Source organism: Nonomuraea sp. NPDC003754, assembly GCF_053605785.1.
Genome location: NZ_JBSGJX010000062.1, coordinates 1 through 22,496 on the forward strand (window position 1 = coordinate 1; position 22,496 = coordinate 22,496).

At 71.2% G+C, this 22,496-nt stretch carries 19 protein-coding genes, 1 tRNA gene and 2 pseudogenes; 9 read left to right on the forward strand and 13 right to left on the reverse strand.

The features are described 5' to 3' along the window. A pseudogene (locus ACWEVS_RS42465) lies at positions 1–183 on the forward strand (integrase); the annotation flags it as partial. A gap of 79 nt (positions 184–262) precedes the next feature. Then, complete coding sequence (locus tag ACWEVS_RS42470) at positions 263–886, forward strand: site-specific integrase (RefSeq protein WP_452556567.1); 624 nt, start codon at positions 263–265, stop codon at positions 884–886. Between the two features lie 90 nt (positions 887–976). On the opposite strand, the gene ACWEVS_RS42475 is transcribed toward ACWEVS_RS42470, so the two are convergent. Further along, positions 977–1,049: transfer RNA gene (locus ACWEVS_RS42475), tRNA-Ala, on the reverse strand. Positions 1,050–1,348: 299 nt separating this feature from the next. On the opposite strand from ACWEVS_RS42475, the gene ACWEVS_RS42480 reads away from it, so the two are divergent. Beyond that, positions 1,349–2,116 (forward strand): hypothetical protein, encoded by a 768-nt coding sequence (locus ACWEVS_RS42480; protein WP_452556569.1) that lies wholly within the window; start codon positions 1,349–1,351, stop codon positions 2,114–2,116. 150 nt (positions 2,117–2,266) lie between these two features. Here the strand turns inward: ACWEVS_RS42480 and ACWEVS_RS42485 are convergent, their stop codons facing one another. The 3 genes from ACWEVS_RS42485 to ACWEVS_RS42495 form a co-directional block, all read right to left on the reverse strand. After that, positions 2,267–2,692, reverse strand: coding sequence for a hypothetical protein (locus ACWEVS_RS42485; protein WP_452556571.1), 426 nt, complete (start codon positions 2,690–2,692; stop codon positions 2,267–2,269). 81 nt (positions 2,693–2,773) lie between these two features. Next, entirely contained in the window at positions 2,774–3,499 is a 726-nt protein-coding gene (locus ACWEVS_RS42490) for an HAD-IA family hydrolase (protein WP_449916122.1), read from the reverse strand. Positions 3,500–3,518: 19 nt separating this feature from the next. Then, positions 3,519–3,638, reverse strand: a complete 120-nt coding sequence (locus ACWEVS_RS42495) for a DLW-39 family protein (RefSeq protein ID WP_240506072.1) — start codon at positions 3,636–3,638, stop codon at positions 3,519–3,521. Between the two features lie 375 nt (positions 3,639–4,013). On the opposite strand from ACWEVS_RS42495, the gene ACWEVS_RS42500 reads away from it, so the two are divergent. The 4 genes from ACWEVS_RS42500 to ACWEVS_RS42515 are packed head-to-tail and all read left to right on the forward strand — an operon-like array spanning position 4,014 to position 7,810. Further along, positions 4,014–4,295 carry a metal-sensitive transcriptional regulator gene (locus tag ACWEVS_RS42500; protein ID WP_449916119.1) on the forward strand — a complete coding sequence of 94 codons (282 nt, stop codon included), beginning with the start codon at positions 4,014–4,016 and terminating at the stop codon, positions 4,293–4,295. 41 nt (positions 4,296–4,336) lie between these two features. Then, entirely contained in the window at positions 4,337–4,546 is a 210-nt protein-coding gene (locus ACWEVS_RS42505) for a heavy-metal-associated domain-containing protein (protein WP_354916806.1), read from the forward strand. Next, positions 4,546–5,586 (forward strand): hypothetical protein, encoded by a 1,041-nt coding sequence (locus tag ACWEVS_RS42510; protein WP_452556573.1) that lies wholly within the window; start codon positions 4,546–4,548, stop codon positions 5,584–5,586. Before ACWEVS_RS42505 ends, ACWEVS_RS42510 begins: the two co-directional genes overlap by 1 nt. 22 nt (positions 5,587–5,608) lie before the next feature. After that, entirely contained in the window at positions 5,609–7,810 is a 2,202-nt protein-coding gene (locus tag ACWEVS_RS42515; RefSeq protein WP_452556575.1) for a heavy metal translocating P-type ATPase, read from the forward strand. A 120-nt stretch (positions 7,811–7,930) separates the two neighbouring features. Here ACWEVS_RS42515 and ACWEVS_RS42520 read toward each other — a convergent pair. After that, positions 7,931–8,953, reverse strand: a pseudogene (locus ACWEVS_RS42520) (MFS transporter); the annotation flags it as partial. Between the two features lie 68 nt (positions 8,954–9,021). Between ACWEVS_RS42520 and pdxR the strand changes: the two are divergent. Further along, positions 9,022–10,395: a MocR-like pyridoxine biosynthesis transcription factor PdxR gene (gene pdxR, locus ACWEVS_RS42525; RefSeq protein WP_452556577.1), complete on the forward strand. Its 1,374-nt coding sequence runs from the start codon at positions 9,022–9,024 to the stop codon at positions 10,393–10,395. Next, complete coding sequence (locus ACWEVS_RS42530) at positions 10,392–11,603, forward strand: MFS transporter (protein ID WP_354916796.1); 1,212 nt, start codon at positions 10,392–10,394, stop codon at positions 11,601–11,603. Before pdxR ends, ACWEVS_RS42530 begins: the two co-directional genes overlap by 4 nt. A gap of 51 nt (positions 11,604–11,654) precedes the next feature. Here the strand turns inward: ACWEVS_RS42530 and ACWEVS_RS42535 are convergent, their stop codons facing one another. The 8 genes from ACWEVS_RS42535 to ACWEVS_RS42570 form a co-directional block, all read right to left on the reverse strand. After that, the gene (locus ACWEVS_RS42535) at positions 11,655–14,354 is read right to left on the reverse strand and encodes a DUF5682 family protein (protein ID WP_452556579.1); all 2,700 of its coding nucleotides are present in this window, start codon (positions 14,352–14,354) and stop codon (positions 11,655–11,657) included. Beyond that, a complete protein-coding gene (locus ACWEVS_RS42540; protein WP_354916789.1) occupies positions 14,351–15,460 on the reverse strand; it encodes an ATP-binding protein in 1,110 nt (369 codons plus the stop codon). Before ACWEVS_RS42540 ends, ACWEVS_RS42535 begins: the two co-directional genes overlap by 4 nt. A gap of 9 nt (positions 15,461–15,469) precedes the next feature. Beyond that, positions 15,470–16,696, reverse strand: coding sequence for a VWA domain-containing protein (locus tag ACWEVS_RS42545; protein WP_354916786.1), 1,227 nt, complete (start codon positions 16,694–16,696; stop codon positions 15,470–15,472). Further along, positions 16,693–17,961, reverse strand: a complete 1,269-nt coding sequence (locus ACWEVS_RS42550) for a hypothetical protein (RefSeq protein ID WP_449916099.1) — start codon at positions 17,959–17,961, stop codon at positions 16,693–16,695. The genes ACWEVS_RS42545 and ACWEVS_RS42550 overlap by 4 nt, the downstream gene beginning before the upstream one ends. Further along, positions 17,961–18,461 carry a hypothetical protein gene (locus tag ACWEVS_RS42555; RefSeq protein ID WP_452556582.1) on the reverse strand — a complete coding sequence of 167 codons (501 nt, stop codon included), beginning with the start codon at positions 18,459–18,461 and terminating at the stop codon, positions 17,961–17,963. Before ACWEVS_RS42555 ends, ACWEVS_RS42550 begins: the two co-directional genes overlap by 1 nt. Positions 18,462–18,563: 102 nt before the next feature. Next, positions 18,564–20,639, reverse strand: a complete 2,076-nt coding sequence (locus tag ACWEVS_RS42560) for a prolyl oligopeptidase family serine peptidase (RefSeq protein ID WP_452556584.1) — start codon at positions 20,637–20,639, stop codon at positions 18,564–18,566. Between the two features lie 81 nt (positions 20,640–20,720). Beyond that, positions 20,721–21,338: a class I SAM-dependent methyltransferase gene (locus ACWEVS_RS42565; RefSeq protein WP_449916092.1), complete on the reverse strand. Its 618-nt coding sequence runs from the start codon at positions 21,336–21,338 to the stop codon at positions 20,721–20,723. A gap of 5 nt (positions 21,339–21,343) precedes the next feature. Then, the gene (locus ACWEVS_RS42570; RefSeq protein WP_452556586.1) at positions 21,344–22,462 is read right to left on the reverse strand and encodes a PP2C family protein-serine/threonine phosphatase; all 1,119 of its coding nucleotides are present in this window, start codon (positions 22,460–22,462) and stop codon (positions 21,344–21,346) included. Between the last annotated feature and the right edge of the window lie 34 nt (positions 22,463–22,496).

Sequence of the window (22,496 nt, forward strand, 5' to 3'; positions counted from 1 at the left end):
CGGCTTGTCGACCGCTTCCACCTGTCCACCTGGCGACAGTGCCTTGACCTTCTCGAACACCACGGCCCTGAAGAACTCATCCGCCAGGTCCGCGCGGCCGAACGATCCGACCTGGACGCTGCCCGGTGGAAGCGCGGCAAGATCTTCGATGACGCCACCGCAGCCCACTGGCTGTTCGCCTAAGCACCGCGGCCAAGGCGTACCGGCTCCTCAAGGCCATCTTCACCACCGCCGTCGATGACCAGCTGATCAAACGCAACCCATGCCGCATCAAGGGCGCGGGACAGGAGAAGTCCGCCGAGCGCCGGGTCATCAGGTCTACAAGCTCATCGAGGTCATCGAGCAGCGATACCGCGCCCTGGTGCTGCTCGGTACTTTCGCGAGCCTGCGATGGGGCGAGCTGGCCGGCCTTCAACGAAGAGACCTCGACCTCGACGCCGGAACCATCCGTGTGGAACGCCAGCTCATACAGATCACCGGCAAAGGGCTCGTGTTCACCGACCCCAAGTCCGCAGCAGGCAAACGAACGGTCGTAATCCCCGAGCTGATCCTGAAGGACTTCGCCCAGGAGGGTGACGAAGGACTGGTGTTCGTCGGACCCGACGACGCCCCGATTCGCAACAGCAACTTCAACCGCCGGGTCTGGCCCACCGCACTCGAAGACACGGGCCTACCGAAGATCCACTTTCACGACCTCCGGCACACCGGCAACAACCTCGCCGCCAACGCCGGCGCCTCGATCCGCGAGCTGATGACCCGCATGGGTCACTCCAGCACACGCGCCGCGATGATCTACCAGCACTCCACCGACGAACGGCAACGCGAGGTGGCACGCAAGCTCGATCACCTCGCCCGAGGAGCACTCAAGAAGCCATCGGGCACGTGACGGGCACGCCTCCCAAATTCCTCCCAGACACATAGAAGCCCAGGGCAGATGATCATGTCTGACCTGGGCTTTTTCACAGGTGAAGAGAGGTGGAGCCTAGGAGATTCGAACTCCTGACATCCTGCTTGCAAAGCAGGCGCTCTGCCAACTGAGCTAAGGCCCCTCAAAAGGGCCTGTTGACCTGCGGAAACGTCTGCATGGTCAAACTTGCCCCGGCTGTACACCGTACCAACACCATGGGCTTTCCCGCCACTCGGTTGCCGCGCGTCGTTCCTGGCCCGGCTGGGGGCAGCGGTCCGCTGACCGCTCCGAAATCCTTGCGTGGGCGATGGTCTGCCGGGGGCTCGTCGGCGCCGGCCGGGGGCGCCTCATCTAGTGGTGGACCTCAGGGGAGGCCGGTCAGAGCGCACAGTCGAGGGGGCGTGGATCGACCGCCGTAGCTCATGTGTTCTACTCCCGATCATGAAGCTTCGTCTGATCGCCGCCTTGTCCTGCGTCGCGGCCCTGGGGCTGAGCGGGACCGCGACGGCGGAGGCGTATCCCGTCAAGCAGAAGGTTCTCACCGAGAACGAGCTGTACAGGATGGGCAGGCTGCCCAAGTCCACGTGCGAGGAGCAGCCGGTCGCGCGCGACGACCGTGCGGCGGCCAAGCGGTACATCGGCGGGGTCATGCAGTGCCTCGAGGCCACCTGGGAGCAGTACCTGTCGGAGAACGGCGTGCGGTTCGAGGGTGCCCGCCTCAAGTTCGTCAGCAGCGGCTACTGCGACATCAACCCCAAGTGGGACTCCGACAGTGTCTACTGCCACGACGCCCGCGCGGTTGTCTTCAAGCTCGGCCGGTCCTGGCTCGACGATCCGTCCGACCTGTGGCTTCTGCACAACACGGCCACGATCTACGCCCACCACGTGCAGCGGCTCGTCGACATCGTCTACAGCGTGGACGGCCAGGCCTTCTACGACAGCCCGACCGAGCGCGCCGAGCGGGTGCGCCGCTACAACCTGCAGGCCGCCTGCTTGTCGGGCGCGTTCGTCAAGAGCGTCTGGCCCCTTGAGGGTAGGTCCTCGCGCGACTGGAAGTATCTCCTGTCGATCGTGCAGGGTGACGCCCCCGGGCATCGGAGGCTGTACGGCAAGACCGCCAACGTTCGCCTGTGGGTCGGGCGCGGTTTCGCCACCGGGGATCCTGGCGCGTGCAACACCTGGACGGCGCCTGCGGCCGAGGTCGCGTAGCGGGCTGCTGGGCTGCCGGACGCGCGGCCGAGGTCGCGTAGAGGACGGCCGCCGGACCCGTGTGGTCGCCCTGGTCCGGGGGCCGAACGGATGCGGGACCGAGACGGCCGGGGGTCAGTGGCCCCGGCCGTCCGCCACGAGGCGAAAGGGCTACCGGAGGAACACCCTGATCGGGTCGAGCACCAGAGCCGGCTGCAGCGGTAGCGGCTGCGGCTGCTCGAGCTGGGTGGTCCGCTGGTCGGCCGGGAGGCTCTCCCGCTCCCTGCAGGAGAACCCGAGGATCGCCCCCGGGTAGCCGCCCGCGTACCCCGACACCCTTCGGCCCGCCGGGATCCTGCACACGTAGGTGACGTTCTCCTGGCTGTCGTTCGGGACGATCCTGAACGCGGTCGTGATCTCCCCGAAGGTGGGTGCTCCGTTCATGGACTCGCAGTACACCGCCATGACGGCGGCGGCCCCGTCCCTCTTCTGGATGTCGAAGCACCCGTAGGTGGGCAGCGGGGCGGCGTGGGCCGGGACGGCGAACAGGCTGGCACTGCTGGCGGCCAGCACGACAAGTGCGTGCGCAAGACGCATGGGTACCTCTCACAGGTGTATCCGTCGTGATCATGCATGATCACGAGACGCGACATACCCGATGACGGAGAGTGACTAACGTCAGGTCTGCGCGACGGCCACCGCGGGCGGGTCGTACTCGCCGCCGAGGAGTAGTTCGGGGAACTCCGCCAGCGAGTGGAGGATGTGGGTCGCGCCGCCTTTGAGCAGGCGGTCGCGGCTGTGGACGCCCGTCATGAGCCCGGCGACCACCGAGGCGCCGGCGCGCCGTCCGGCCAGCATGTCGTTCTCGGAGTCGCCGACGACGGCGACGTGGCGTACGTCCTCGACGCCCAGCCGGAGCACCGCGTGGAGCACCATGTCGGGCCAGGGCCTGCCGCGGCCCGCGTCTTCGGGGCTGATGGCGAGGTCGATCTTGTCGTGCCAGCCGAGCACGCTCAGCACCCTGCTCAGGGTGGTACGGCTGAAGCCGGTGATCAGCGCGGTCCGGAGGCCCGAGCCGCGGATCTTGTCGAGCGCCTCCACGACTCCGGGCACGGGAAGGAGACCTGCCCGCTCGATGGCGCCCTCGTAAGAACGCTCGAACGTCAGGTTGGCGGCCTGCGCCTGGGCCTCGTTGCCAGGGAAGATCCCGCGGAAGACATCGATCTTGGGGCAACCGCGGGACCGGTGCACGTGGACCATGGCCCGCGCGTACGCACCGGTCCCTGGGACGATGCCCTGGGTGGCGATCGCCTCGGCGAATGCTCGTTCGACCGTGGCGATGTCGCCGATCGTGGTGCCGGCGAGGTCGAGACAGACCAGCGTGATGGGGCCGGACTCGGTCATACCCTCGTCGCCACGATCGTCAGTTCTCGCTGCCGGTCGCCTCGGTCCAGAGATCGAGCTCGGCCCGGTCGGCCTGCACCTTACGCCAGATGAGCAGCCCCCCGAGGGCGAGCAGCGCCAGAACGAGCAGCTTCTTCACGGTGTGACCCCACTTCTTCGACGGTCTCACCTTGCCGGGGTGAGACAACGCCCGGTTGCAACGGTTGCACAGCAGCCTAGCAAGGCTTGGCTCTGCTCCCCCGGGTGCGGACCTATCCAGTTCTACCCAATCTTCCGATACGACGGCGCCAACGGCGACGCGGATCCGCGGCGCGTCCCATTATGGACACCTCTTGCATACCTGGCCGGGGTACGTGAGAAGGGTCCAGGGACACGCCTCACCGAGCGCACGAGCCTCACACGCAAACCGAAACCGAAGCCGCGCACGTCCACCTCGACGCCAGAAAAACCAGCCTCGCCGGAATACCCTAGGGGGGTACGGTGTTATGCTGGATGAACAGGGGAGGCGAGAACCATGGCTGGATACACCGGCAACAAGGATGACCACCTCCGGCGCCTGCGCCGGATCGAAGGCCAGGCCAGGGGCCTGCAGCGGATGGTCGAGGACGACAAGTACTGCATCGACATCCTCACCCAGGTGTCGGCCACCACGAGCGCGCTCCAGTCCTTCGCCCTCTCCCTCTTGGAGGAGCACCTCGCCCATTGTGTTGCCGAGGCCACCCTGAAGGGCGGCCCGGAGGCGCAGGCGAAGGTCAAGGAAGCCTCCGACGCCATCGCCCGGCTCGTCCGTTCGTAACCGAGTTCACCACACGAAGCACATCGACAGGGAGATATCAGATGAGCACCGCCACCTACACCGTCAAGGGAATGACCTGCGGCCACTGCGTGAGCTCCGTGAAGGAGGAGGTCGGCGAGGTCCAGGGCGTGACCGGTGTCGAGGTGGACCTGTCGACGGGCCTGCTGACCGTGGAGAGCGCCGCCCCCCTCGACAAGGACCAGATCGTCGCCGCCGTCGAGGCGGCCGGATACGAAGTGGCCCATCAGTGATGAACACTCCCGCCAAGCTGGGCGCATACGCTCTGGGCCTCGCCGTCGTCTTCGGCGCGGCGCTGGGCGTGGGCAGCGCGGTCGGCCAGGTGGGCGCGCCGCCCCAGGCGAGCGCCCACGCCGAGGCCGCAGGCCACACCGGGGCGAGCACCGGGACCACCGGTCACGCCGCGACGGAAGGCCACGCCGAGACCGCCGGCACCACCGAGGCCGCGGGTCACGACGAAGCCGCAGGCCGCACAGAAGAAGCTGGTCACACCGAGAGCGCCGGGAAGGACACGGCGCCCGAGGACATCCCCGGGGGGCTCCAAGTGTCCGAGAACGGCTACACCCTCACGCCCGCGACCACCACGCTGGAGCCGGGCAAGCCTGCCGACTTCAGCTTCACCGTCACGGGCCCCGACGGCAAGCCGGTGACCGGCTTCGAGGTCCAGCACGAGAAGAAGGTCCACTTCATCGTCGTCTCCCGCGACCTGAACAGCTTCCAGCACCTCCACCCCGAGGAGGGCGCCGACGGCGTGTGGACGGTCAAGCTGAACCTGCCTGAGGCGGGCGTCTACCGCGCCTACGCCGACATCCTGCCCGCGGGCGGGAGCGCGATGACGCTCGGCGTCGACCTGTTCGCCGGCGGCGACTTCGCGCCGAAGCAGCTTCCCGCGGTCAGCCGTACCGCCGAGGTCGACGGATACACCGTGACGCTCACCGGAGACGTGGTGCCGGGACAGACCACCAAGCTGACGCTGGCGGTCGCCAAGGACGGCAAGCCGGTCACCGACGTGCAGCCCTACCTGGGCGCGCTCGGCCACCTGGTGGCGCTGCGCGCGGGCGATCTCGCCTACCTCCACGTGCACCCGGAGGAGAACAGCCTCACCTTCTACACCGAGGTGCCCAGCAGGGGCGACTATCGTCTGTTCCTCGACTTCAAGCACCAGGACAAGGTCCGCACCGCCGCGTTCACCGTGAAGGCCGACGCGGCCGCCCCGAGCGGGACACCCACCACCCCCACCACCACCACCGCGCCCCACGGGCACGGCCACTAGACGCAGCCGAAAGGAGAAGGTGATGGCCACCGAGACAGCCGTCGAACTCTCGATCGGCGGCATGACCTGCGCCTCCTGCGCCAACAGGATCGAGCGCAAGCTCAACAAGATGGACGGCGTGACCGCGACGGTCAACTACGCGACGGAGAAGGCGAAGGTCACCGTCCCCGAAGGGCTGGACCCGCAGCTGCTGGTCGCGGAGGTGGAGAAGGCGGGCTACACCGCCGAGCTGCCCCGCCCGCGGGCCGAGGAGCGGCCCCAGGAGGAGGCGGAGGAGGACGAGCTCAGACCGCTGCGCAACCGGCTGGTCACCGCGCTCGTGCTCAGCGTCCCGGTGATCGCCATGGCGATGGTGCCGCCGCTGCAGTTCACCAACTGGCAGTGGCTGTCGCTGACGCTGGCCGCGCCGGTGGTGGTCTACGCGGGCTGGCCGTTCCACAAGGCCGCGTGGACCAACCTGCGGCACGGCGCGGCGACCATGGACACGCTGGTGTCCATCGGCACGCTGGCCGCCTTCGCCTGGTCGCTGTGGGCGCTGTTCTTCGGGACGGCCGGCATCCCCGGCATGACCCACCCGTTCGAGTTCACGATCGCGCGCAGCGACGGCTCGGGCAACATCTACCTCGAGGCCGCGGCCGGGGTGACGGCGTTCATCCTGGCGGGCCGCTACTTCGAGGCCAGGTCCAAGCGCAAGGCGGGCGCCGCGCTGCGGGCGCTGCTGGAGCTGGGCGCCAAGGACGTCGAGCTGGTCGACGGGCGCAGGATCCCCGCCGACCAGCTCAAGGTCGGCGACCGGTTCGTCGTGCGGCCGGGCGAGAAGATCGCCACGGACGGCGTGATCGAGGAGGGCTCGAGCGCGGTCGACGCCTCGATGCTGACCGGCGAGTCCGTCCCGGTGGAGGTGCGTCCCGGTGACCGGGTCGTCGGCGCGACGGTCAACGCGGGCGGCCGGCTGGTCGTCAGGGCCGAGAGGGTCGGCGCCGACACCCAGCTGGCCCAGATGGCCAAGCTGGTCGAGGACGCGCAGACCGGCAAGGCGGAGGTCCAGCGGCTGGCCGACCGGATCTCGGGCATCTTCGTCCCCATCGTGATCGCGCTGGCGGTCGGCACGCTCGGCTTCTGGCTGGGCACCGGTGGCGGCGCGGGCGCGGCCTTCACCGCCGCGGTCGCGGTGCTGATCATCGCCTGCCCGTGCGCGCTGGGTCTGGCCACGCCGACGGCGCTGCTGGTCGGCACGGGCAGGGGCGCGCAGCTCGGCATCCTGATCAAGGGGCCGGAGGTGCTGGAGTCGACCAGGAAGATCGACACGGTCGTCCTGGACAAGACCGGCACGGTCACCGAGGGCAGGATGACGCTGACCGCGGTCCACGTGGCCGAGGGCGAGGACCGCGAGGAGGCGCTGCGCCTGGCGGGCGCGCTGGAGCACGCCTCGGAGCACCCGATCGCGCAGGCCGTGGCCAGGGCGGCCCGGTCGCAGGCCACGGTGGAGGACTTCGCCAACATCGAGGGGCTGGGCGTGCAGGGCATCGTCGACGGCCACGCCGTGCTGGTCGGCCGGCCGAGGCTGCTGGCCGAGTGGTCGCAGCACCTGCCGGCCGAGCTGTCCGAGGCGGTGGAGCGGGAGCAGGAGGCGGGCCGTACCGCGGTGGCGGTCGGCTGGGACGGCAAGGCGCGCGCGGTCCTCGTGGTGGCCGACGTCGTCAAGCCGACCTCCGCCGAGGCGATCGCGCAGCTGCGCGCGCTGGGCCTGACCCCGGTGCTGCTCACCGGCGACAACGAGGCGGTCGCCAGGACCGTCGCCGCCGAGGTCGGCATCGACGAGGTCATCGCCGACGTCCTGCCGGCCGACAAGGTCGACGTCGTCAAGCGGCTGCAGGCCGAGGGGCGGTCGGTGGCCATGGTGGGCGACGGCGTCAACGACGCGGCCGCACTGGCCCAGGCCGACCTCGGTCTGGCGATGGGCACCGGCACGGACGCGGCGATCGAGGCCTCCGACCTCACCCTGGTGAGAGGCGACCTGCGGGTGGCCGCCGACGCCATCAGGCTGTCACGCCGGACGCTCGCCACCATCAAGGGCAACCTGTTCTGGGCCTTCGCCTACAACGTGGCCGCGCTCCCGCTGGCGGCGCTCGGAATGCTCAACCCGATGATCGCCGGTGCCGCGATGGCGTTCTCCAGCGTCTTCGTCGTCACCAACAGCCTGCGCCTTCGCGGCTTCAAGTAGTCCCCAGCGGACGGCCGGCGCCATCGCGGCGCCGGCCGCCGCGAACATCCCGCCGAGCACCAGCCAGCCGGGCGTGCCCCAGCCGATGACGAGCGTGGTGAGCAGGACCGGCCCCGCCATCCTGGCGACGGCGGTGCCGGAGCCGAAGAACCCCTGGTACTGGCCCTGCCTGTGGGCGGGCGCGAGGCCGAAGCCGATCTCCCAGGCGCCGGCGGCCAGCAGCATCTCGCCGAGCACCTGCAACAGCGCCGCGGCCAGCAGCAGCACGACCGTGTCGCCCTGCGAGAACACCAGGCACGACACGAACAGGACCAGGCCGGCCAGCCGTACCGAGCGGGAGGCCGAGACCAGGTCGCGCACCCTGCGCGCGACGCGGACCTGGAACAGCACGACGCACGCGGTGTTGAGCACCAGCACGGCGGAGACGGTCCACGCGGGCGCGTCGGTCCGCTGGACGATCCACAGCGGCAGCACCAGGCTGATCAGCGGCCGGTAGAGCAGCATGACCGTGTTGAGCAGGGTGACCACCGCGTAGGGCCGGTCGCGCAGGACCGCGAGGCGCGGCTCTCCCTTCACCCGCGGCACCGCCGGTACGGCGGGCATCCGGGTGAGCACCGCCGCCGCGACCAGGTAGCTCGCCGCGTCGACGGCGAAGACGGTCAGGTAGGCCGCCGTGGTGTCGAAGTGGAGCGCGAGGCCGCCGAGCCCGGCACCCACGGCCAGCCCGGCGTTCAGCGTCGACTGCAGGACGGCCCGCACGTGGGTGCGCTCGGCGGGCGGCACCAGACCCGCGAGCAGCGCCTGCTGCGCCGCCGACAGCCCCGTCTGCGCCGCCGCGTAGAGGCAGACGGCCAACAGGAACAGTGGGAACGAGCGCACCAGCAGGAACGAGCCGACGCCCGCCGCCGTCGCCACGGCCAGGAGCACCGCCACGCCGCGCGGCCCCCGCCGGTCGGCCAGGTGTCCGAGCGGGACGCCCGCCACCGTGCCGACGGCCCAGCCGATGGTCAGGCCGAGGCCGATCTCGGCGGGCGACAGGCCGGCGATCCGGCTGAAGTAGAGGGTGGAGGTGACGACGTAGGCGCCGTCGCCGATGGCGTTGGACAGCTGGGCGAGGGTGAGGAGGCGGCGGGGGTTCGTCACCAGGCGAGGCTACGGGCGCGACTTGGCCGTCTGTAAGCTCCAATTTCGAGCTAACCGATGGGGCCAAGATGGACTTCCACGTCAGCCTCTCCGGCAGAGGCGATCTGGCCGCGCAGATCTACCGGCAGGTGCGCGACGCCATTCTCGACGGGCGGCTGAGGCAGGGCGAGCGGCTGCCGCCGACGCGGGAGCTGGCACGCGGCCTCGACGTGGCCCGCAACACCGTGGCCGTGGCCTACGAGCGGCTGATGGCCGACGGCTTCCTGGTGGGCAGGGCGGGCGCGGGCACGTTCGTCTGCGCCCCCGCCAGGGTCGAGACGGGGCGCAGGGCTCCGCAGGGAAGCGGCGTGCGGCCGCGCGCGGTGTGGCGGTCGATCCCGCCCCTGGCGGGACGGTCCGCGCCCGCCTTCGACTTCACCGTCGGCACGCCGGACCTCCGGCTGTTCCCCCTGGAGACGTGGCGGCGGCTGGTCGCCAGGGAGCTGCGGGTCAGGGTGGCCGGGTACCTGCCGCCCGAGGGCCACGAGGGCCTGCGTACCGCGATAGCCCGCTATTTCGGGATCTCGCGGTCGGTCAGGGCGGCGCCGGACGACGTGATCGTCACGCAGGGCGCCCAGCAGGCGCTCGACCTGATCGGCAGGGTGATGATCGAGCCCGGCGACTGCGTGGCGGTGGAGGAGCCCGGCTACCCGCCCGCCCGGCGCCTGTTCCGCTCCCTGGGCGCCCGCGTCGTGAGCGTTCCCGTGGACGCCGAAGGGGTGGACGTGACGGCCGTTCCCACCGCCGCCAGGCTGGTCTACGTCACGCCGTCGCACCAGTTCCCGCTCGGGACGCCGATGTCGCTGGCCCGCCGTACGGCGCTGCTGGCGTGGGCGGCACGGCGCGACGCGCTGGTGATCGAGGACGACTACGACAGCGAGTTCCGCTTCGAGGACCGGCCGCTCGAACCGCTGCAGAGCCTGGACCGCAGCGGCAGGGTCGTCTACGTCGGCTCGTTCTCCAAGACGCTGGCCCCGATGCTCCGCCTCGGCTTCCTCGTCGCCCCGGCGTCGCTCCAGCCCGCGCTGCGCGCCGCCAAGCAGCTGACCGACTGGCACAGCGAGACCACCACGCAGGCGGCGCTCGCCCGGTTCATCGACGAGGGGCTGCTGGCCAGGCACGTGCGCAAGGCCACCAAGGAGTACGCCGCCCGGCGGGCGCGCATCGCCGCCTTCCTGGACGACCGGCTCGACCTGGTGCCCTCGGCGGCGGGGCTGCACCTGTGCGCGAAGGGCGAGGTCGATCCGGCCGCGGCGCCCGAGGTCGCGGCCGAGGACCTGACGACCTACTACGCGGGCCCCGCGCAGCGGGGGGTCGTCCTCGGCTACGGTGGCATCTCACTCGAACACATCGACGAGGGACTGCGCAGGCTGTTCGCGGCCGGAGACAGGGGGCGACGGTGAAGGATCTCGGCCTGCTGCGTGAGCGCCGCTTCGCGTTACTGCTGGCGGCCAGGTTCGTCTCGGTCCTCGGCAGCGCCTTCGCGCCCGTCGCGCTCGCCTTCGGCGTGCTCGGCCTGCCCGGCGCCGACGCCACCACGCTGTCGGTCGTGCTGGCCGCCGAGGCCGTCCCGATGGTGGTGTTCATGCTGGTCGGCGGGGTGATCGCGGACCGGTTGCCGCGGAACAGGGTGATGCTCGCCGCCGACGCGACCAGCGCGGCGGCCTTCGCCGCCCTGGCCCTGATGTTGCTGACCCGCTGGACGCCCGTGCCGGCCCTGGTGATCGCCGCGGCGGTCAGCGGCGTCGCGATGGCGATGATGTATCCGGCGCTGACGGGGATCGTGCCCGACGTGGTGCCGTCCGAGCGGCTGCAGACCGCCAACGCCCTGCTCGGGCTCGGCACGAACGCCGGGCGCGTGATCGGGCTGGTGCTCAGCGGAGCCGTGGTGACGCTGGTGGGCAGCGGGTGGGCGCTGGTCGCCAGCGCCGTGATGTTCGCGCTGGGGGCGACCTGCGTGGCGGGGATCAGCCTGCCGCCCGCGGAGCGGATGCTGACCCCCGGTCACTCGGTGCTGGCCGACCTGCGCGACGGCTGGCGCGAGTTCATCTCCCGCCAGTGGCTGTGGGTGGTCGTGGCGCAGTTCTCCGTGATGGTGATGGCGATGCAGGGGGCGCACGGCGTGCTCGGCCCGCTGCTGGCCAAGCAGAGCCTCGGTGGCCCGCCGGCGTGGTCGGCCGTCCTGGCGGGTGAGGCGGTCGGCATGATCGGCGGGGTCGTGGTCGCGATGCGGCTGCGTCCCCGGCGGCCCATCCTGCTCGGGACGCTGCTGATGATCCCCACGGCGCTGCCGTACCTGCTGCTGGGGTCGGGTGCGCCGCTGTGGACGGTGGTGCTGGGCGCGGTGCTGATGGGTGTCTGCATGGACGTCTTCGGGGTGCTGTGGCAGACCACGATGCAGCGGGAGATCCCGCCCGCGTCGCTGTCGCGGGTCAGCTCCTACGACGCGCTCGGCTCGCTGATGTTCGGGCCGATCGGGCTGCTGGTGGCCGGCCCGGTCGCCGTCGCGACCGGGCCCGCGCCCGCACTGCTGGGCTGCGCGGCGCTCATCGTCGCCGTCGCGCTGGCCGCGCTGCTGTCACCGGGGGTGCGCGGCCTCACCGCCCGATGACACCACCGCCGCAGCCGCCCCGCCCGTGGAGAGCAGGGCGGCAAGCCCCCCCTAGAGCAGGGCGGCCAGGGCGGCGGCGGTCTGCGGGTGGGCGGCCAGGAGCGTCGCCACCTCGGGGTTCCCCTCGGCGACCGGCGGCCCGCCGGCCTGCTGCCACTCGCCCGAGCAGCCGAGCAGCGCGGCGAGGGCGTCCGTGGCGGCGGGGTGCGCGGCCAGCAGCTCCCCGACGGGTCCTGCCGCGACGGCCGCGGGCACCGCCGGAGCGGCCTGGGCCGACCAGGGCGCCACCCACGCGTCGACGGCGGCCAGCGTGCCGGGGAAGGTACGGCCCGCCTCGCGCACCAGCACGGGCACGAGCTCGGGCGCCTCCTTGCGCAGCGCGGCGATCAGCTTCGGCAGCCACGGGATCAGCACGTCGTCGGGCAGCCGCCCGAACGCGCCGGACAGCACCTCGACCACGAAGGACGTCAGCGCGGGAGCCGACTCCAGCGCCTGCACGAAGCCGGAGACGTAGAGCGGCACCGACGGCACGACGAGCGGGTTGTCCAGCAGGTCGGCGGTGAGCGCCCGCAGGTCCGCCATGGACAGCAGGCCCAGCTGGAACTTGGCCGTCCACAGCAGCGCCACCTTCGGCGGCGCCTCCGGGTGCGACTGCTGCACCGCCAGCTCCAGCTGCGCCCTGTCGCAGCCCAGGGACAGCGCGAGGCTCTCCATGGAGAACAGGAAGCCCAGCATCGCGCCGACCTGCCTGACCCCCGACTCCTCGTCGACGAAGGCCGTGGGCAGCAGCGTGCAGTAGTGGGCGTAGCCCGCGGTGACGAACGCCTCGCACCAGGCCGGCAGCCCGTGGCCCGCCGACCGGTAGTAGGCCAGCAGCCGCCGGATCCGCCGCAGCACCTCGGGGGCGTCGTCCACGGTCCGCTCGGCGGCCAGCAGCTCCACCGCCCGCGCGCCCAGCTCCTCGGTGAACCTGCGGCTGCCCAGGAACAGGAGTGAGTCCTCGACCGCGGCGAGCACCGTGGCGGCGGTCGCCTTCTGGTCCCACGCCGCCGCGCGCAGCCGCTGCTCCAGCACCTGCTCGATGGTCACGCCCTCGTAGCCGAGCTCGATCAGCTCCCGCTGGTACTTGCCCAGCCACAGGTCCCAGCTCTCCTGGATGGACCGCTCGCCGAGCACCCGCGAGCCCATGATGGGCTTCACCGCGCCCTCGGGCAGCAGGTAGCGCAGCATCCACAGCAGGTCGGAGCACGGCACCAGCTCGGGGTCGGTGTCGAGGTTCATCAGCGCCCTGGACAGCGTGCGCTTCTGCAGGTCGAGCCCGAGCGGGGCGAGGCGGTCGAGCACGTCGCGGGCCAGCGGCGGCAGCGAGTCGTAGCCGACCTGGCCGATCCTGTCGCCGCCGAGCATGATCTCGCACAGGCGGCGCACGTCGCGCCGGCCCGGCACGACGTCCTTCTCGATGCAGGTGACCGCGGCGTCCTGGAAGTCGTACGGCGTGGGCCGCTTCCTGTTGCGCATGCCCGCCAGCAGGATCGACGTCTCGTACACGGCGATGGCGTCGGCGGTGCTGGACTGGTAGCCGTTGCGGCGGGCCAGCCGGACGATCTCGACGCACCAGTCGAGCAGCTCGGCCTCGTCGAAACTGTCGAGGGAGGGCGGCTGCCGCAGGAAGTCCGACAGCCGGTCGCTGACGGGCCTGGGCGTGGCCGGCGTGGCCTTGCCCTTCCTGGGCTTGCCGCCGAGCCTGAACGGCGTGACGCCGGTGCGCTTGACCGCCTTCTCCCACGTCGCCGAGGCGATCGACACCGAGCCTGGCGCCAGGGCGAACTGCCGCTCGATCTGCGAGTGGCTGGAGGGGATGAGGCCGTAGAGCCACTGCGTGGCCGTACGGGGGGTGATGTCGAGGTGCTCGCCCATCACGGGGCTGGCGGCGTGGAAGGCGCCGCACACGTACAGGCAGGTCGCAGGGTCGGCGCCGGTGGCGGCCAGGTGCTCGCGCATGCGGGTCCACATGTAGCGCTCGCGGTCCTCGTCGACCTCGTTGCCGTCGGGGCGCAGGCGCCGGAACAGGCTGCCGATCAGCACCATGACCTGGCGGTAGGTGTCGTAGTCGGCGCCGGAGAGCGGCTGCTCGACGTACTGGTCCCACCACTCCGACCAGTGCCGCACCTTGCCGTGGTGGAGCAGGTGCTCCTCGAGTTCGGCGAAGCGGGGGCGCAGGTCGCCGATCTCGACGCCGACCGTGTCGACCACCGGTTCGACCGTCTTCTCCGCGGCCGGGTCGCCGTCGCGCTCGCGCGGCGCCCACTGGAAGACGTGGTCGACCGAGCGGTCGACCAGGACGATCTCCACGCCGGGCGTCTGGAGCGCGTAGGCGATGGCCTGGTACTCCGCCGACGACTCGGTGATGGGCGCGATCACGCTCAGCGGCGCCCATTCGGCGGGGAAGCCGTCGATGTCAGTGGCGAAGGCCTGCAACGCCACGGGCAGGCGGCAGTTGACCAGCTCGTCGAGGACGGGCCGCAGGTCCTCGCACAGCTCCAGGTAGATGACCTTGGGCTGCTTCTCCCTCAGCCTGCGCACCATCGCCAGCGCGGAGGCCGGCGAGTGGTGGCAGACCGGGAAGATCTCCAGCTCCTCGGCCAGCGCCCGCTCGACGTCGTCGACCATCCCGGGCAGGATGCCGACGCCCGCGAACTCCTGGGCCGCCGCGGCGAGCTGCTCGCGCAGCGGGTCGAAGGGACCGCTCATGAGAGCGTGGCGATCGCCTGGCGGCCGCCTTCGAGGAACTCCGCCCAGTCGCCGCCCTCCTTCTTGCTGCGCGGCTCGACGACCCCGTGCCAGTACTTGTTGAGGATGGCGAGGTCCTCGGGGCTGCGCCGGGCCAGCGAGGTGACCAGCGAGCCGGCCAGGGTCTGGGCCCGCAGCCTGGTGTCGCCGAAGAAGGTGCTGTGCAGGATGGCGTCCTCGAGCACGCCGATCTGCTCGGCCGTGGACAGCGCCGACTCCAGCTTCTCGTCGTCGCTGGTGGCCGAGGCGGCCGCGGCCCGCAGGTCGGAGAAGCTCTGCAGCAGGATGTCCAGCAGCGTGGGCGGCACGTCGAGCTCGATCTGGTGCCTGCGCAGCAGCTCCGTCGTGCGGAAGCGGACGATCTCCGCCTCGCTCTTCTTGTTGGTGACGACGGGGATGCGGACGAAGTTGAAGCGGCGCTTCAGCGCGGAGGACAGGTCGTTGACGCCCCGGTCGCGGCTGTTGGCCGTGGCGATGATCGAGAAGCCGGGCTGGGCGAAGACGATGTTGTCGTCGCCGTCGGGGAGCTCGGGGATGGAGACGTACTTCTCCGACAGGATCGAGATGAGCGCGTCCTGGACGTCGCTGGTGGACCTGGTCAGCTCCTCGAAGCGGCCGATCACGCCCTGCTCCATCGCCGTCATGATCGGCGAGGGGATCATCGACTCGCGGGACTGGCCCTTGGCGATGACCATGGAGACGTTCCACGAGTACTTGATGTGGTCCTCGGTGGTGCCCGCCGTACCCTGCACGACCAGGGTGGAGTTGCGGCAGACGGCGGCGGCGAGCAGCTCGGCCAGCCAGCTCTTGCCCGTGCCGGGGTCGCCGATCAGCAGCAGGCCGCGGTCGGAGGCCAGGGTGACGATGGCGCGTTCGACGAAGCTGCGGTCGCCGAACCACTTCTGCGGGATCTCGCGCTCGATCCCGTCGGAGCGCTCGGAGCCGAGCACGAAGATCCGCACCATGCGGGGGCTGAGCCGCCACGAGAACGGCTTGGGGCCTTTGTCGATCGACTCCAGGTAGTCGAGCTCGTCGGCGTACTTGGTTTCAGCGGGTGCGCGCAGCAACAGGGTCTCCTAGGAGAGAAAGCTCTTGAGCTCGAACACAAGTTTGCGGATATGTCCGGAAATTACCGGAGTGCCCAGGTCCTTGAGCTTCTGGCGGAACCAGGGGTCCACGCTCGCGTGACCCGAGCTGTTCACCGAGCCGACGGGGATGAACTTCACCCCCGAGCGGTGGATCGACTCGAAGTCGGTGATCAGCGACCGGTTGTCGTAGAAGTCCGAGATCCACACCATGACGGTGTTGCGCGGATCGGTGATCTTCGGCCTGGCCAGTGCCATGGCGACCGTCCCGTCGGTGCCGCCACCCAGCGTCGTGCGCAGCAGCACCTCAAAGGGGTCGTTCACCCACGGCGTCAGGTCGAGGGCACGGGTGTCGTAGGCGACCAGGTGCACGTCGACCTTCGGCAGGCCCGCGAAGATCGAGGCCAGGATGGTGCAGTTGACCATCGCGTCGACCATCGAGCCCGACTGGTCGACGACCACGATCATCTTCGCGGGCGTCGTCCGCTTGGCCGTGTGGCGGTAGAACAGGCGGTCGACGTACAGCCGCTCGTCCTCGGGGCTCCAGTTGGTGAGGTTCTTCCAGATGGTCCGCTCGAGGTCGAGATTGCGGAAGACGCGCTTGGGCGGCACCGACCGGTCGATCGTGCCCGCGCTGGTCTTCTCGACCTGGGTGCGCAGCACCTCGGCCACCTCGTCGACGAACCTGCGGATCAGCGCCTTGGCGTTGGCCAGCGCGATGCCCGACAGGTTGGCCTTGTCGCGCAGCAGCTGCTCGATGAGCGACATGCTCGGGGTCAGCTGCCTGGCCAGGTTGGGGTCGGCCAGCACTTCCCTCAGGTGCATGCGCTTGACCAGATCGGCCTCGATCTGGCCCAGCTGCCCGGACTCGTCGCCGATCACCTGCTGGAAGCAGGCCGCGTCCTTCTTCCACGTGTCGAGCTGGGTCGCGGTGACCGTGCCCGAGCCGGTGTTGAAGACGTTGAGCAGCAGCTTGCTGACCAGGGCGGCCTTGCGGACGGAGTCGAGGTCGTGAAGGTTGTCGAGCTGGTCGCGCAGGTCGGGGAAGCGCTGTGTCAGGTTGTCGATCGAGATCGACGGGTCGAGCAGCGCCGCGGGCAGTCCGAGGTCGTCGACGATGGCGACGCCGGCCGACTCGAGCGAGGGCTGCTCGTCGGGCTCGAACAGCCGCGCGAGGAGGCGCCAGTAGAGCACCTGCCTTCTGTTCTCGTCGCTCATTTCCGCAGCAGCCGTCCCGCTCGTTCCCGCAGCACGTTCACGGCCTCGCCCGCCTTGGTGGCCTTGGGGCTGAGCGCCGGCTCGGCGTTGTGCGGCGCCTTCTTGCCCTTCTGCACCGCCAGCGGCTGCAGGACCCAGCGCCCGCCGTCCCACCGCATGAGGCCGACGCAGGCCGTGGCGCCCGCGGCGAGCTCAGGGGTGATCGGTCCCGCGGCCGTCAGTCCTTCGATGTCGTAGTCGGCGAGCTTGCCCTCGATCAGCACGGGCTCGGCGATGCGCACCGGGTGCCGCTCCAGCGGCGCCACGCCGGGCGCGACCGCCTCGGGCAGCAGCACCCTGGCTGTCACGAAGGGGTCGGCCGGATCCTGCAGCGCGACCTTGTCCTCCTGCCACAGCAGGTCGCCCCCGCTCAGCAGGGTCAGGCCCCTGACCTCGACGGCACGCTGCTCGGCCAGTGCCTTCAGCAGCAGCGGGTAGCCGCCGAGCAGCGGCCACAGCGCGAGCCCGACGATCGTGTCGACCTTGGCGACGACCACGCTGGTGCGGACCAGCAGGTTCTGCCCCGTGGTCTCCAGGACCCCGTGGACCTGCACCTGGACGGCGGTGCCGTGCTCCTGCACCTCGACGCCGAGGATCAGCAGCCGTCCCGACACCTCCTCGGCGGCGGCCTCGGGCCAGCCGCCCTGCGACAGCAGCAGCGCCCTCGACCACAGGTCGGCCCAGCGCCGCGCGGGCAGGTGCTCCATCGTCGCCACGGGAGCCGACGCGCTCAGCTCGGCGGCCAGCCCGTCGAGCAGGACGGCCAGGCGCCGGGAGCCGGGGTCGGCCAGCAGTCCCTCGACCACCTGCGAGGAGGCGGAGACCAGGTCGTGGTCGACCCCGCGCCAGCCGGTGATCGCCAGCTCGCTCAGCCACGACCGGCAGCTCTCGGCGGCCTTCGAGCCGCTCTCGCCGGCGACGTGCTCGGCCCGCTGCCGGCCGAGCGCGGTGTCGAGCTGGCCGAGGAGCGCGTCGTGGACCGCGCCGAGCAGCGCGGACCGGCCGGCCGCCAGCACCGTCAGGTGCTCCTCGCCGATGGAGCCCGCGGCGATCTTCTCGGTGGCCTCGGCCACGCGCTGACCGACCGGCGTCGTGGCCAGCGCGCCCGCCAGGGCCCTCAGCCGCTCTCCTCCGGACCGCGCGAACCCGTGCGTCAGGGCCTCGTCGAACCCGGTCACGACCTCGAGGGCCTCTTCGACTCCCGCGGGGGGAGCGTCCAGTCGCATCAACGGAACCAATGCATCTCGGGGACGGGCATGGTGGACTCCGGCACTTCCAGATAGGCCAGGTGGCGCAGGAAGCGGCTGAAGACCATGGCGGCGGGAGCCGGCGCGTGCTGGCCGTGCAGCTTGCGGATCAGGCGCTCGCCCTCGCCGACCTCGACGCGCAGGTACCTGGCGACCCGGTCGAGGCCGTACTGCACGATCGCCTCGTCGACGAGCGCTTCCAGGTGCTTGCACGGCCCTCCGTACAGGCCGCCGCACGGGCGGTTGTTGTTCGTGCTGCAGTTGAACTCATGGGTCGTCGCGGCGATCGACGAGACGTACACCCTCGCGATGTCGGAACCGCTCGACACCACGCCCTGCAGCCGGCCGTCCGCCAGTTCGACGAAGGGCACCTTGGCCAGTTTGCGCGGTTGTACGGGTGCGATCACCCGTACGGCGCTACGTGTTTCCCACGCGGGACTGTCCGCGTTCACGACCTCGACCTCCAGCCTTGTCGGCATGCGGGCGATCAGTGAGTCGGTAACTTACCCCATTCCCGATACGTCCGGACACGCTTCTCGATCATGCGGGAGGCCGATATCGCTACCACAAAAAGCCTAGATTCAGGGAAGCACTTCCAGACCGAGCGCGCGCCGCAGGAACTCCAGCTGGTGGAGCAGGACGTTCTCGGACAGCGCCTGATGGCTCACGCCGGAAAGCGGAAGCACCTCGTGCGGCCGGCCCGCCGCCAGCAGCGCCGCCGACATCCGCAGCGTGTGCGCCGCCACCACGTTGTCGTCGGCCAGCCCGTGCACCAGCAGGAGCGGACGGCTCAGCGACGCCGCCTCCCTGATGGGCGAGCTGCGGTCGTAGGCCTCGGGATGCTCGTCGGGGTGGCCGAGATGGCGCTCGCGGAAATGGGTGTCGTACAGGCGCTGGTCGGTCACCGGCGCCCCCGCCACCGCCGCGTGGAAGACGTCGGGACGGCGCAGCACCGCCATGGCCGCCAGGAACCCGCCGAACGACCAGCCGCGGATGCCCACCCTGGTCAGGTCGAGGCAGGGCCGCAGCCGCGCCGCCTCGTGCAGCCCCTCCACCTGGTCCTCCAGCACGGGCCCCGCCAGGTCGAGGTGGATGGCCCGCTCCCACGCGGGACCGCGGCCCGGCGTGCCCCTGCCGTCCACCGCCAGGACGGCGAAGCCCTGCTCGGCGAACCACTGCGACACGTACACCAGCCACGACAGCGACGCGGTCACCTTGCGCATGGCAGGCCCGCCGTACGGGTCCATCAGCACGGGCAGCGGGCCGTCCTCCTCGCGGTGCCACGACGGCAGGAACAGGGCGGCTCTGAGGGCCTGCGGGCCGAGGCTGAGCAGTTCCATCCTGGGTTCGAGCACCGGGCGCTCGGCACGCGAGGCGATCTCGACCTCGTCCGCCTCGCGCCGCACCGTGACGCGGGCGCCCTTGGTCGTGTGGGAGACGAGGACCGTGGCGCCGCCCCGCGTGGCGCCGCCGTGCACGCCCGGCTCCGCGCTGATCCTCCGCAGGCCGTGGTCCGGGTCGTGGGCCCACAGGTGCGTCTCGGTGGGCTCGTCCGACGCGGTGAACAGGACGGTCTCGCCGTCCACGGCAAGGACCTCGTGAAGCTGCAGCCCGTCCGGCGTGACGGGGTGGCCCTCCCGCAGCAGCGTGCGCGTGTCGCCGAGATCGGCGCAGGTCAGCAGCGCGCCGGAGGCGGTGCGCGCGGGCAGCCCGCCGACCAGGGTGACCCACGCGGCGTCCCGCTGCTCGGCCAGCACCTCGACGGCGCCCGTCGCGGCGTCGACGCCGAGCACCTGGACGTGCCGCTGGTCGCGGCTCTGCACGGCGGCGTAGGGCCCGAAGGCGTCCCAGCCCGCGGCCGTCAGGTACTCGAACGCCTGGCTGTCCCACCGGACGGCGACGCCGTCGCCGTCCAGGTCGGTGATCCACAGGCTCACGTCGGCGTTGGCGGTTCCCACGGAGGGGTAGCGGATGGCGACGGGCGGCCGGGTCGGGTCGGCCGGGTCGGACACGTACCACTGCTGGACGGGCGTGGTGTCCACCCGCGCCACCAGGAGGGACCGGCCGTCCGGCGCCCACCAGTGGCCGCGGCGCCTGCCGATGGACTCGGCCGCGATGTGATCGGCCAGCCCGTAGGTCACCTCGGGGCCTTCCGGCACCGCGATCGCGCGATCGGCCGAGCCGTCGGCCGCCACCACCCGCAGCTCGCCCCCGCTGACGTAGGCGACGTTTCGGCCCGTCGGGTCGGGACGCGGGTCGGCCACCGGCCCGGCGGCGGGCAGCTCGCGGACCTCGCCGTCGCGGGTCCTGACCGTCCACAACCGTCCCGACAGCGCGAAGGCCAGCAGCTCGCAGGCGCGGTCGGCGGCGTAGCCGACGATTCCCGACGACAGTTGGCGGGCGCGCTCGCGGCGGATCCGCTCCTCGGCGGTCAGCCGCTCCTCCTCTCCCGCCAGCAGGGTGAGCGGGTCGGCGAGCAGCCGTTCCCTCCCGGTCGCGACGTCCAGCGCCCACAGGCAGGAGACGGGGTCGTCGCCCGCCCTGGTGCGCAGGAAGAAGACGGTGCCGCCGTCGGGCGACACGGTGAAGGCGGAGGGGGCGCCGAGGGTGAAGCGTTTGGTGCGGGCGATCTGGTGAGGCAGTGAGGTGCCGGTCATTCCACTTCCTTCGGTACGGGAAAGTACGTCAAAAGCAGAATGGCCGCCCCCGTCACGCGGGAAGCGGCCTCACCATCGAGATCATTTTACCACGGCGCTCACGTAATACAGCATCGGCGGCAGGGTGCCCCTGACCTTGACGCTGCCTCCGGCCGGCGGGATCAGCTCGTCGAGCACGTCCTCGGGGCTCGGCTGGAGGGCGTGCCTGGTGACCGGCCGGGCGAGCGTGGCGGCCAGGCCGGTGGTCGGCGGGCTGAACTCCACGATCAGCAGCCGCCCGCCGGGCCGCAGCACGCGGGCCATCTCCTGGACGGCGGCGCCCCGGGAGGCGGCGGGAACGTGGTGCACGGCGAGGCTGGAGACGACGACGTCGAAGGAGGCGTCGGGCAGCTCCAGCGCCTGGGCCCGGCCCACCAGGTAGGAGCAGGCGCCGGGCGCCCGCGCCCTGGCGTACGCGATCATCTTCGGTGCGGGGTCGACACCGGTCACCTGCCCGCCGGGATCGACGAGCGGGGCGAGCACGCGGGTCAGGTAGCCCGTGCCGCAGCCGACGTCCAGCACCCTGTCGCCGGGACGGACGCCGGACAGCGCCGCGATCCGCGTGAACACCTCCCTTCGCCGCCCGAGGAAGGCGATGGAGGAGAGCAGGTCGTAGGCACGCGGATGGTTGATCGTCTTTCCGACGTCCGGGTCCCGCATGGCGATCACCCCATGAGCGGGGCAGCGGCTCTGCCCCAGCTCTTGAGGTCCCTGCCGGACGGGCGCAGCAGCAGCATGGCCGCGTCGTCGTGCAGCGGTCCGGCGACGTGCGCGACCAGGTCGAGGCGCAGCGCCTCGAGCGCCGCCTCCGGGTTGTCGTCCTTCAGCAGGAAGGCGCGCTCGGCCAGCGGGTAGAACCCGCCCTCGGGGTCGCGCGCCTCGATCACCCCGTCGGTGTAGAGCAGCATCTGGTCTCCCGGGCGGAACCGGATCCGGTACGGGAGCGGACCCTCGACGTCGAGCGCCCCCATGCCGAGCGGCGGCGCCGTCTCGTCCGGCTCGGCGAAGCTGACCTGCCCGCCGGGGTGCAGGATCAGCGGCGCGGGATGCCCGTAGTTGAGCAGCGTCATCGTGCCGTCGGGGGTGGCCTCCAGGAGGACGGCGGTGACGAAGTCCTCCCCTTCGAGCCGCCGGTTGAGCGCCTTCTCCAGGCGGGTGCTGACGCCCAGCAGGTCGGGCTCGTCGTGGGCGGCCTCGCGGAAGGCGGTCAGGACGATGGCCGCGGTCTCCACCGCCTCCAGGCCCTTGCCCTGCACGTCACCGAGGATCACCCTGACGCCCTTCGGGCCCGCCGCCACCTCGTACAGGTCGCCGCCGATGCGGGCGTCGGCGGCGGCCGAGGTGTAGGAGAGCCCGACCCGCAGGTGTCCCACCCGCCGCGGCAGCGGGCGCAGCAGCACCCGCTGGGCCACCTCGGCCACCGACCGCACGTTGGCCAGCTCGCGCTCGCGCCGTTGCCTGCCCACCGTGGCCACCAGGCTCGCCGCGGTGACGCCCGCGATGACCAGCAGGCTCTGGTAGCTCTGGCGCGACCCGACCAGGTTGTCGTGGGCGGCCAGCAGGAGGGAGAGCACCAGCGCGATGCCGCCGATGACCACGGTGCGGCGGACGGTCCCCACGAGGCTGGCGAAGGCGGGGCCGAGGGCCAGCAGGGAGAAGAACCCGAACTCCGGTCCCGACAGCAGGCTGAGCACCGCCACGATCCCCATCATGGCGTACGGCAGCGCGGTCATGATCAGGTGTGCCGCGCGGTTGTCGGCGGCCTCTCCCCCTGGTCTCACCATCGCATGCCTCCACAAACCCCTGGTCAACCTCCAC

What these genes read in the sequence shown, in the direction of transcription:
- ACWEVS_RS42470 (WP_452556567.1), top strand. Translation starts at nt 263, where the DNA reads ATGCCGCATCAAGGGCGCGGGACAGGAGAAGTCCGCCGAGCGCCGGGT.
- ACWEVS_RS42480 (WP_452556569.1), top strand. Translation starts at nt 1,349, where the DNA reads ATGAAGCTTCGTCTGATCGCCGCCTTGTCCTGCGTCGCGGCCCTGGGG.
- ACWEVS_RS42485 (WP_452556571.1), bottom strand. Translation starts at nt 2,692, where the DNA reads ATGCGTCTTGCGCACGCACTTGTCGTGCTGGCCGCCAGCAGTGCCAGC.
- ACWEVS_RS42490 (WP_449916122.1), bottom strand. Translation starts at nt 3,499, where the DNA reads ATGACCGAGTCCGGCCCCATCACGCTGGTCTGTCTCGACCTCGCCGGC.
- ACWEVS_RS42500 (WP_449916119.1), top strand. Translation starts at nt 4,014, where the DNA reads ATGGCTGGATACACCGGCAACAAGGATGACCACCTCCGGCGCCTGCGC.
- ACWEVS_RS42505 (WP_354916806.1), top strand. Translation starts at nt 4,337, where the DNA reads ATGAGCACCGCCACCTACACCGTCAAGGGAATGACCTGCGGCCACTGC.
- ACWEVS_RS42510 (WP_452556573.1), top strand. Translation starts at nt 4,546, where the DNA reads ATGAACACTCCCGCCAAGCTGGGCGCATACGCTCTGGGCCTCGCCGTC.
- ACWEVS_RS42515 (WP_452556575.1), top strand. Translation starts at nt 5,609, where the DNA reads ATGGCCACCGAGACAGCCGTCGAACTCTCGATCGGCGGCATGACCTGC.
- pdxR (WP_452556577.1), top strand. Translation starts at nt 9,022, where the DNA reads ATGGACTTCCACGTCAGCCTCTCCGGCAGAGGCGATCTGGCCGCGCAG.
- ACWEVS_RS42535 (WP_452556579.1), bottom strand. Translation starts at nt 14,354, where the DNA reads ATGAGCGGTCCCTTCGACCCGCTGCGCGAGCAGCTCGCCGCGGCGGCC.
- ACWEVS_RS42545 (WP_354916786.1), bottom strand. Translation starts at nt 16,696, where the DNA reads ATGAGCGACGAGAACAGAAGGCAGGTGCTCTACTGGCGCCTCCTCGCG.
- ACWEVS_RS42550 (WP_449916099.1), bottom strand. Translation starts at nt 17,961, where the DNA reads ATGCGACTGGACGCTCCCCCCGCGGGAGTCGAAGAGGCCCTCGAGGTC.
- ACWEVS_RS42555 (WP_452556582.1), bottom strand. Translation starts at nt 18,461, where the DNA reads ATGCCGACAAGGCTGGAGGTCGAGGTCGTGAACGCGGACAGTCCCGCG.
- ACWEVS_RS42560 (WP_452556584.1), bottom strand. Translation starts at nt 20,639, where the DNA reads ATGACCGGCACCTCACTGCCTCACCAGATCGCCCGCACCAAACGCTTC.
- ACWEVS_RS42565 (WP_449916092.1), bottom strand. Translation starts at nt 21,338, where the DNA reads ATGCGGGACCCGGACGTCGGAAAGACGATCAACCATCCGCGTGCCTAC.
- ACWEVS_RS42570 (WP_452556586.1), bottom strand. Translation starts at nt 22,462, where the DNA reads ATGGTGAGACCAGGGGGAGAGGCCGCCGACAACCGCGCGGCACACCTG.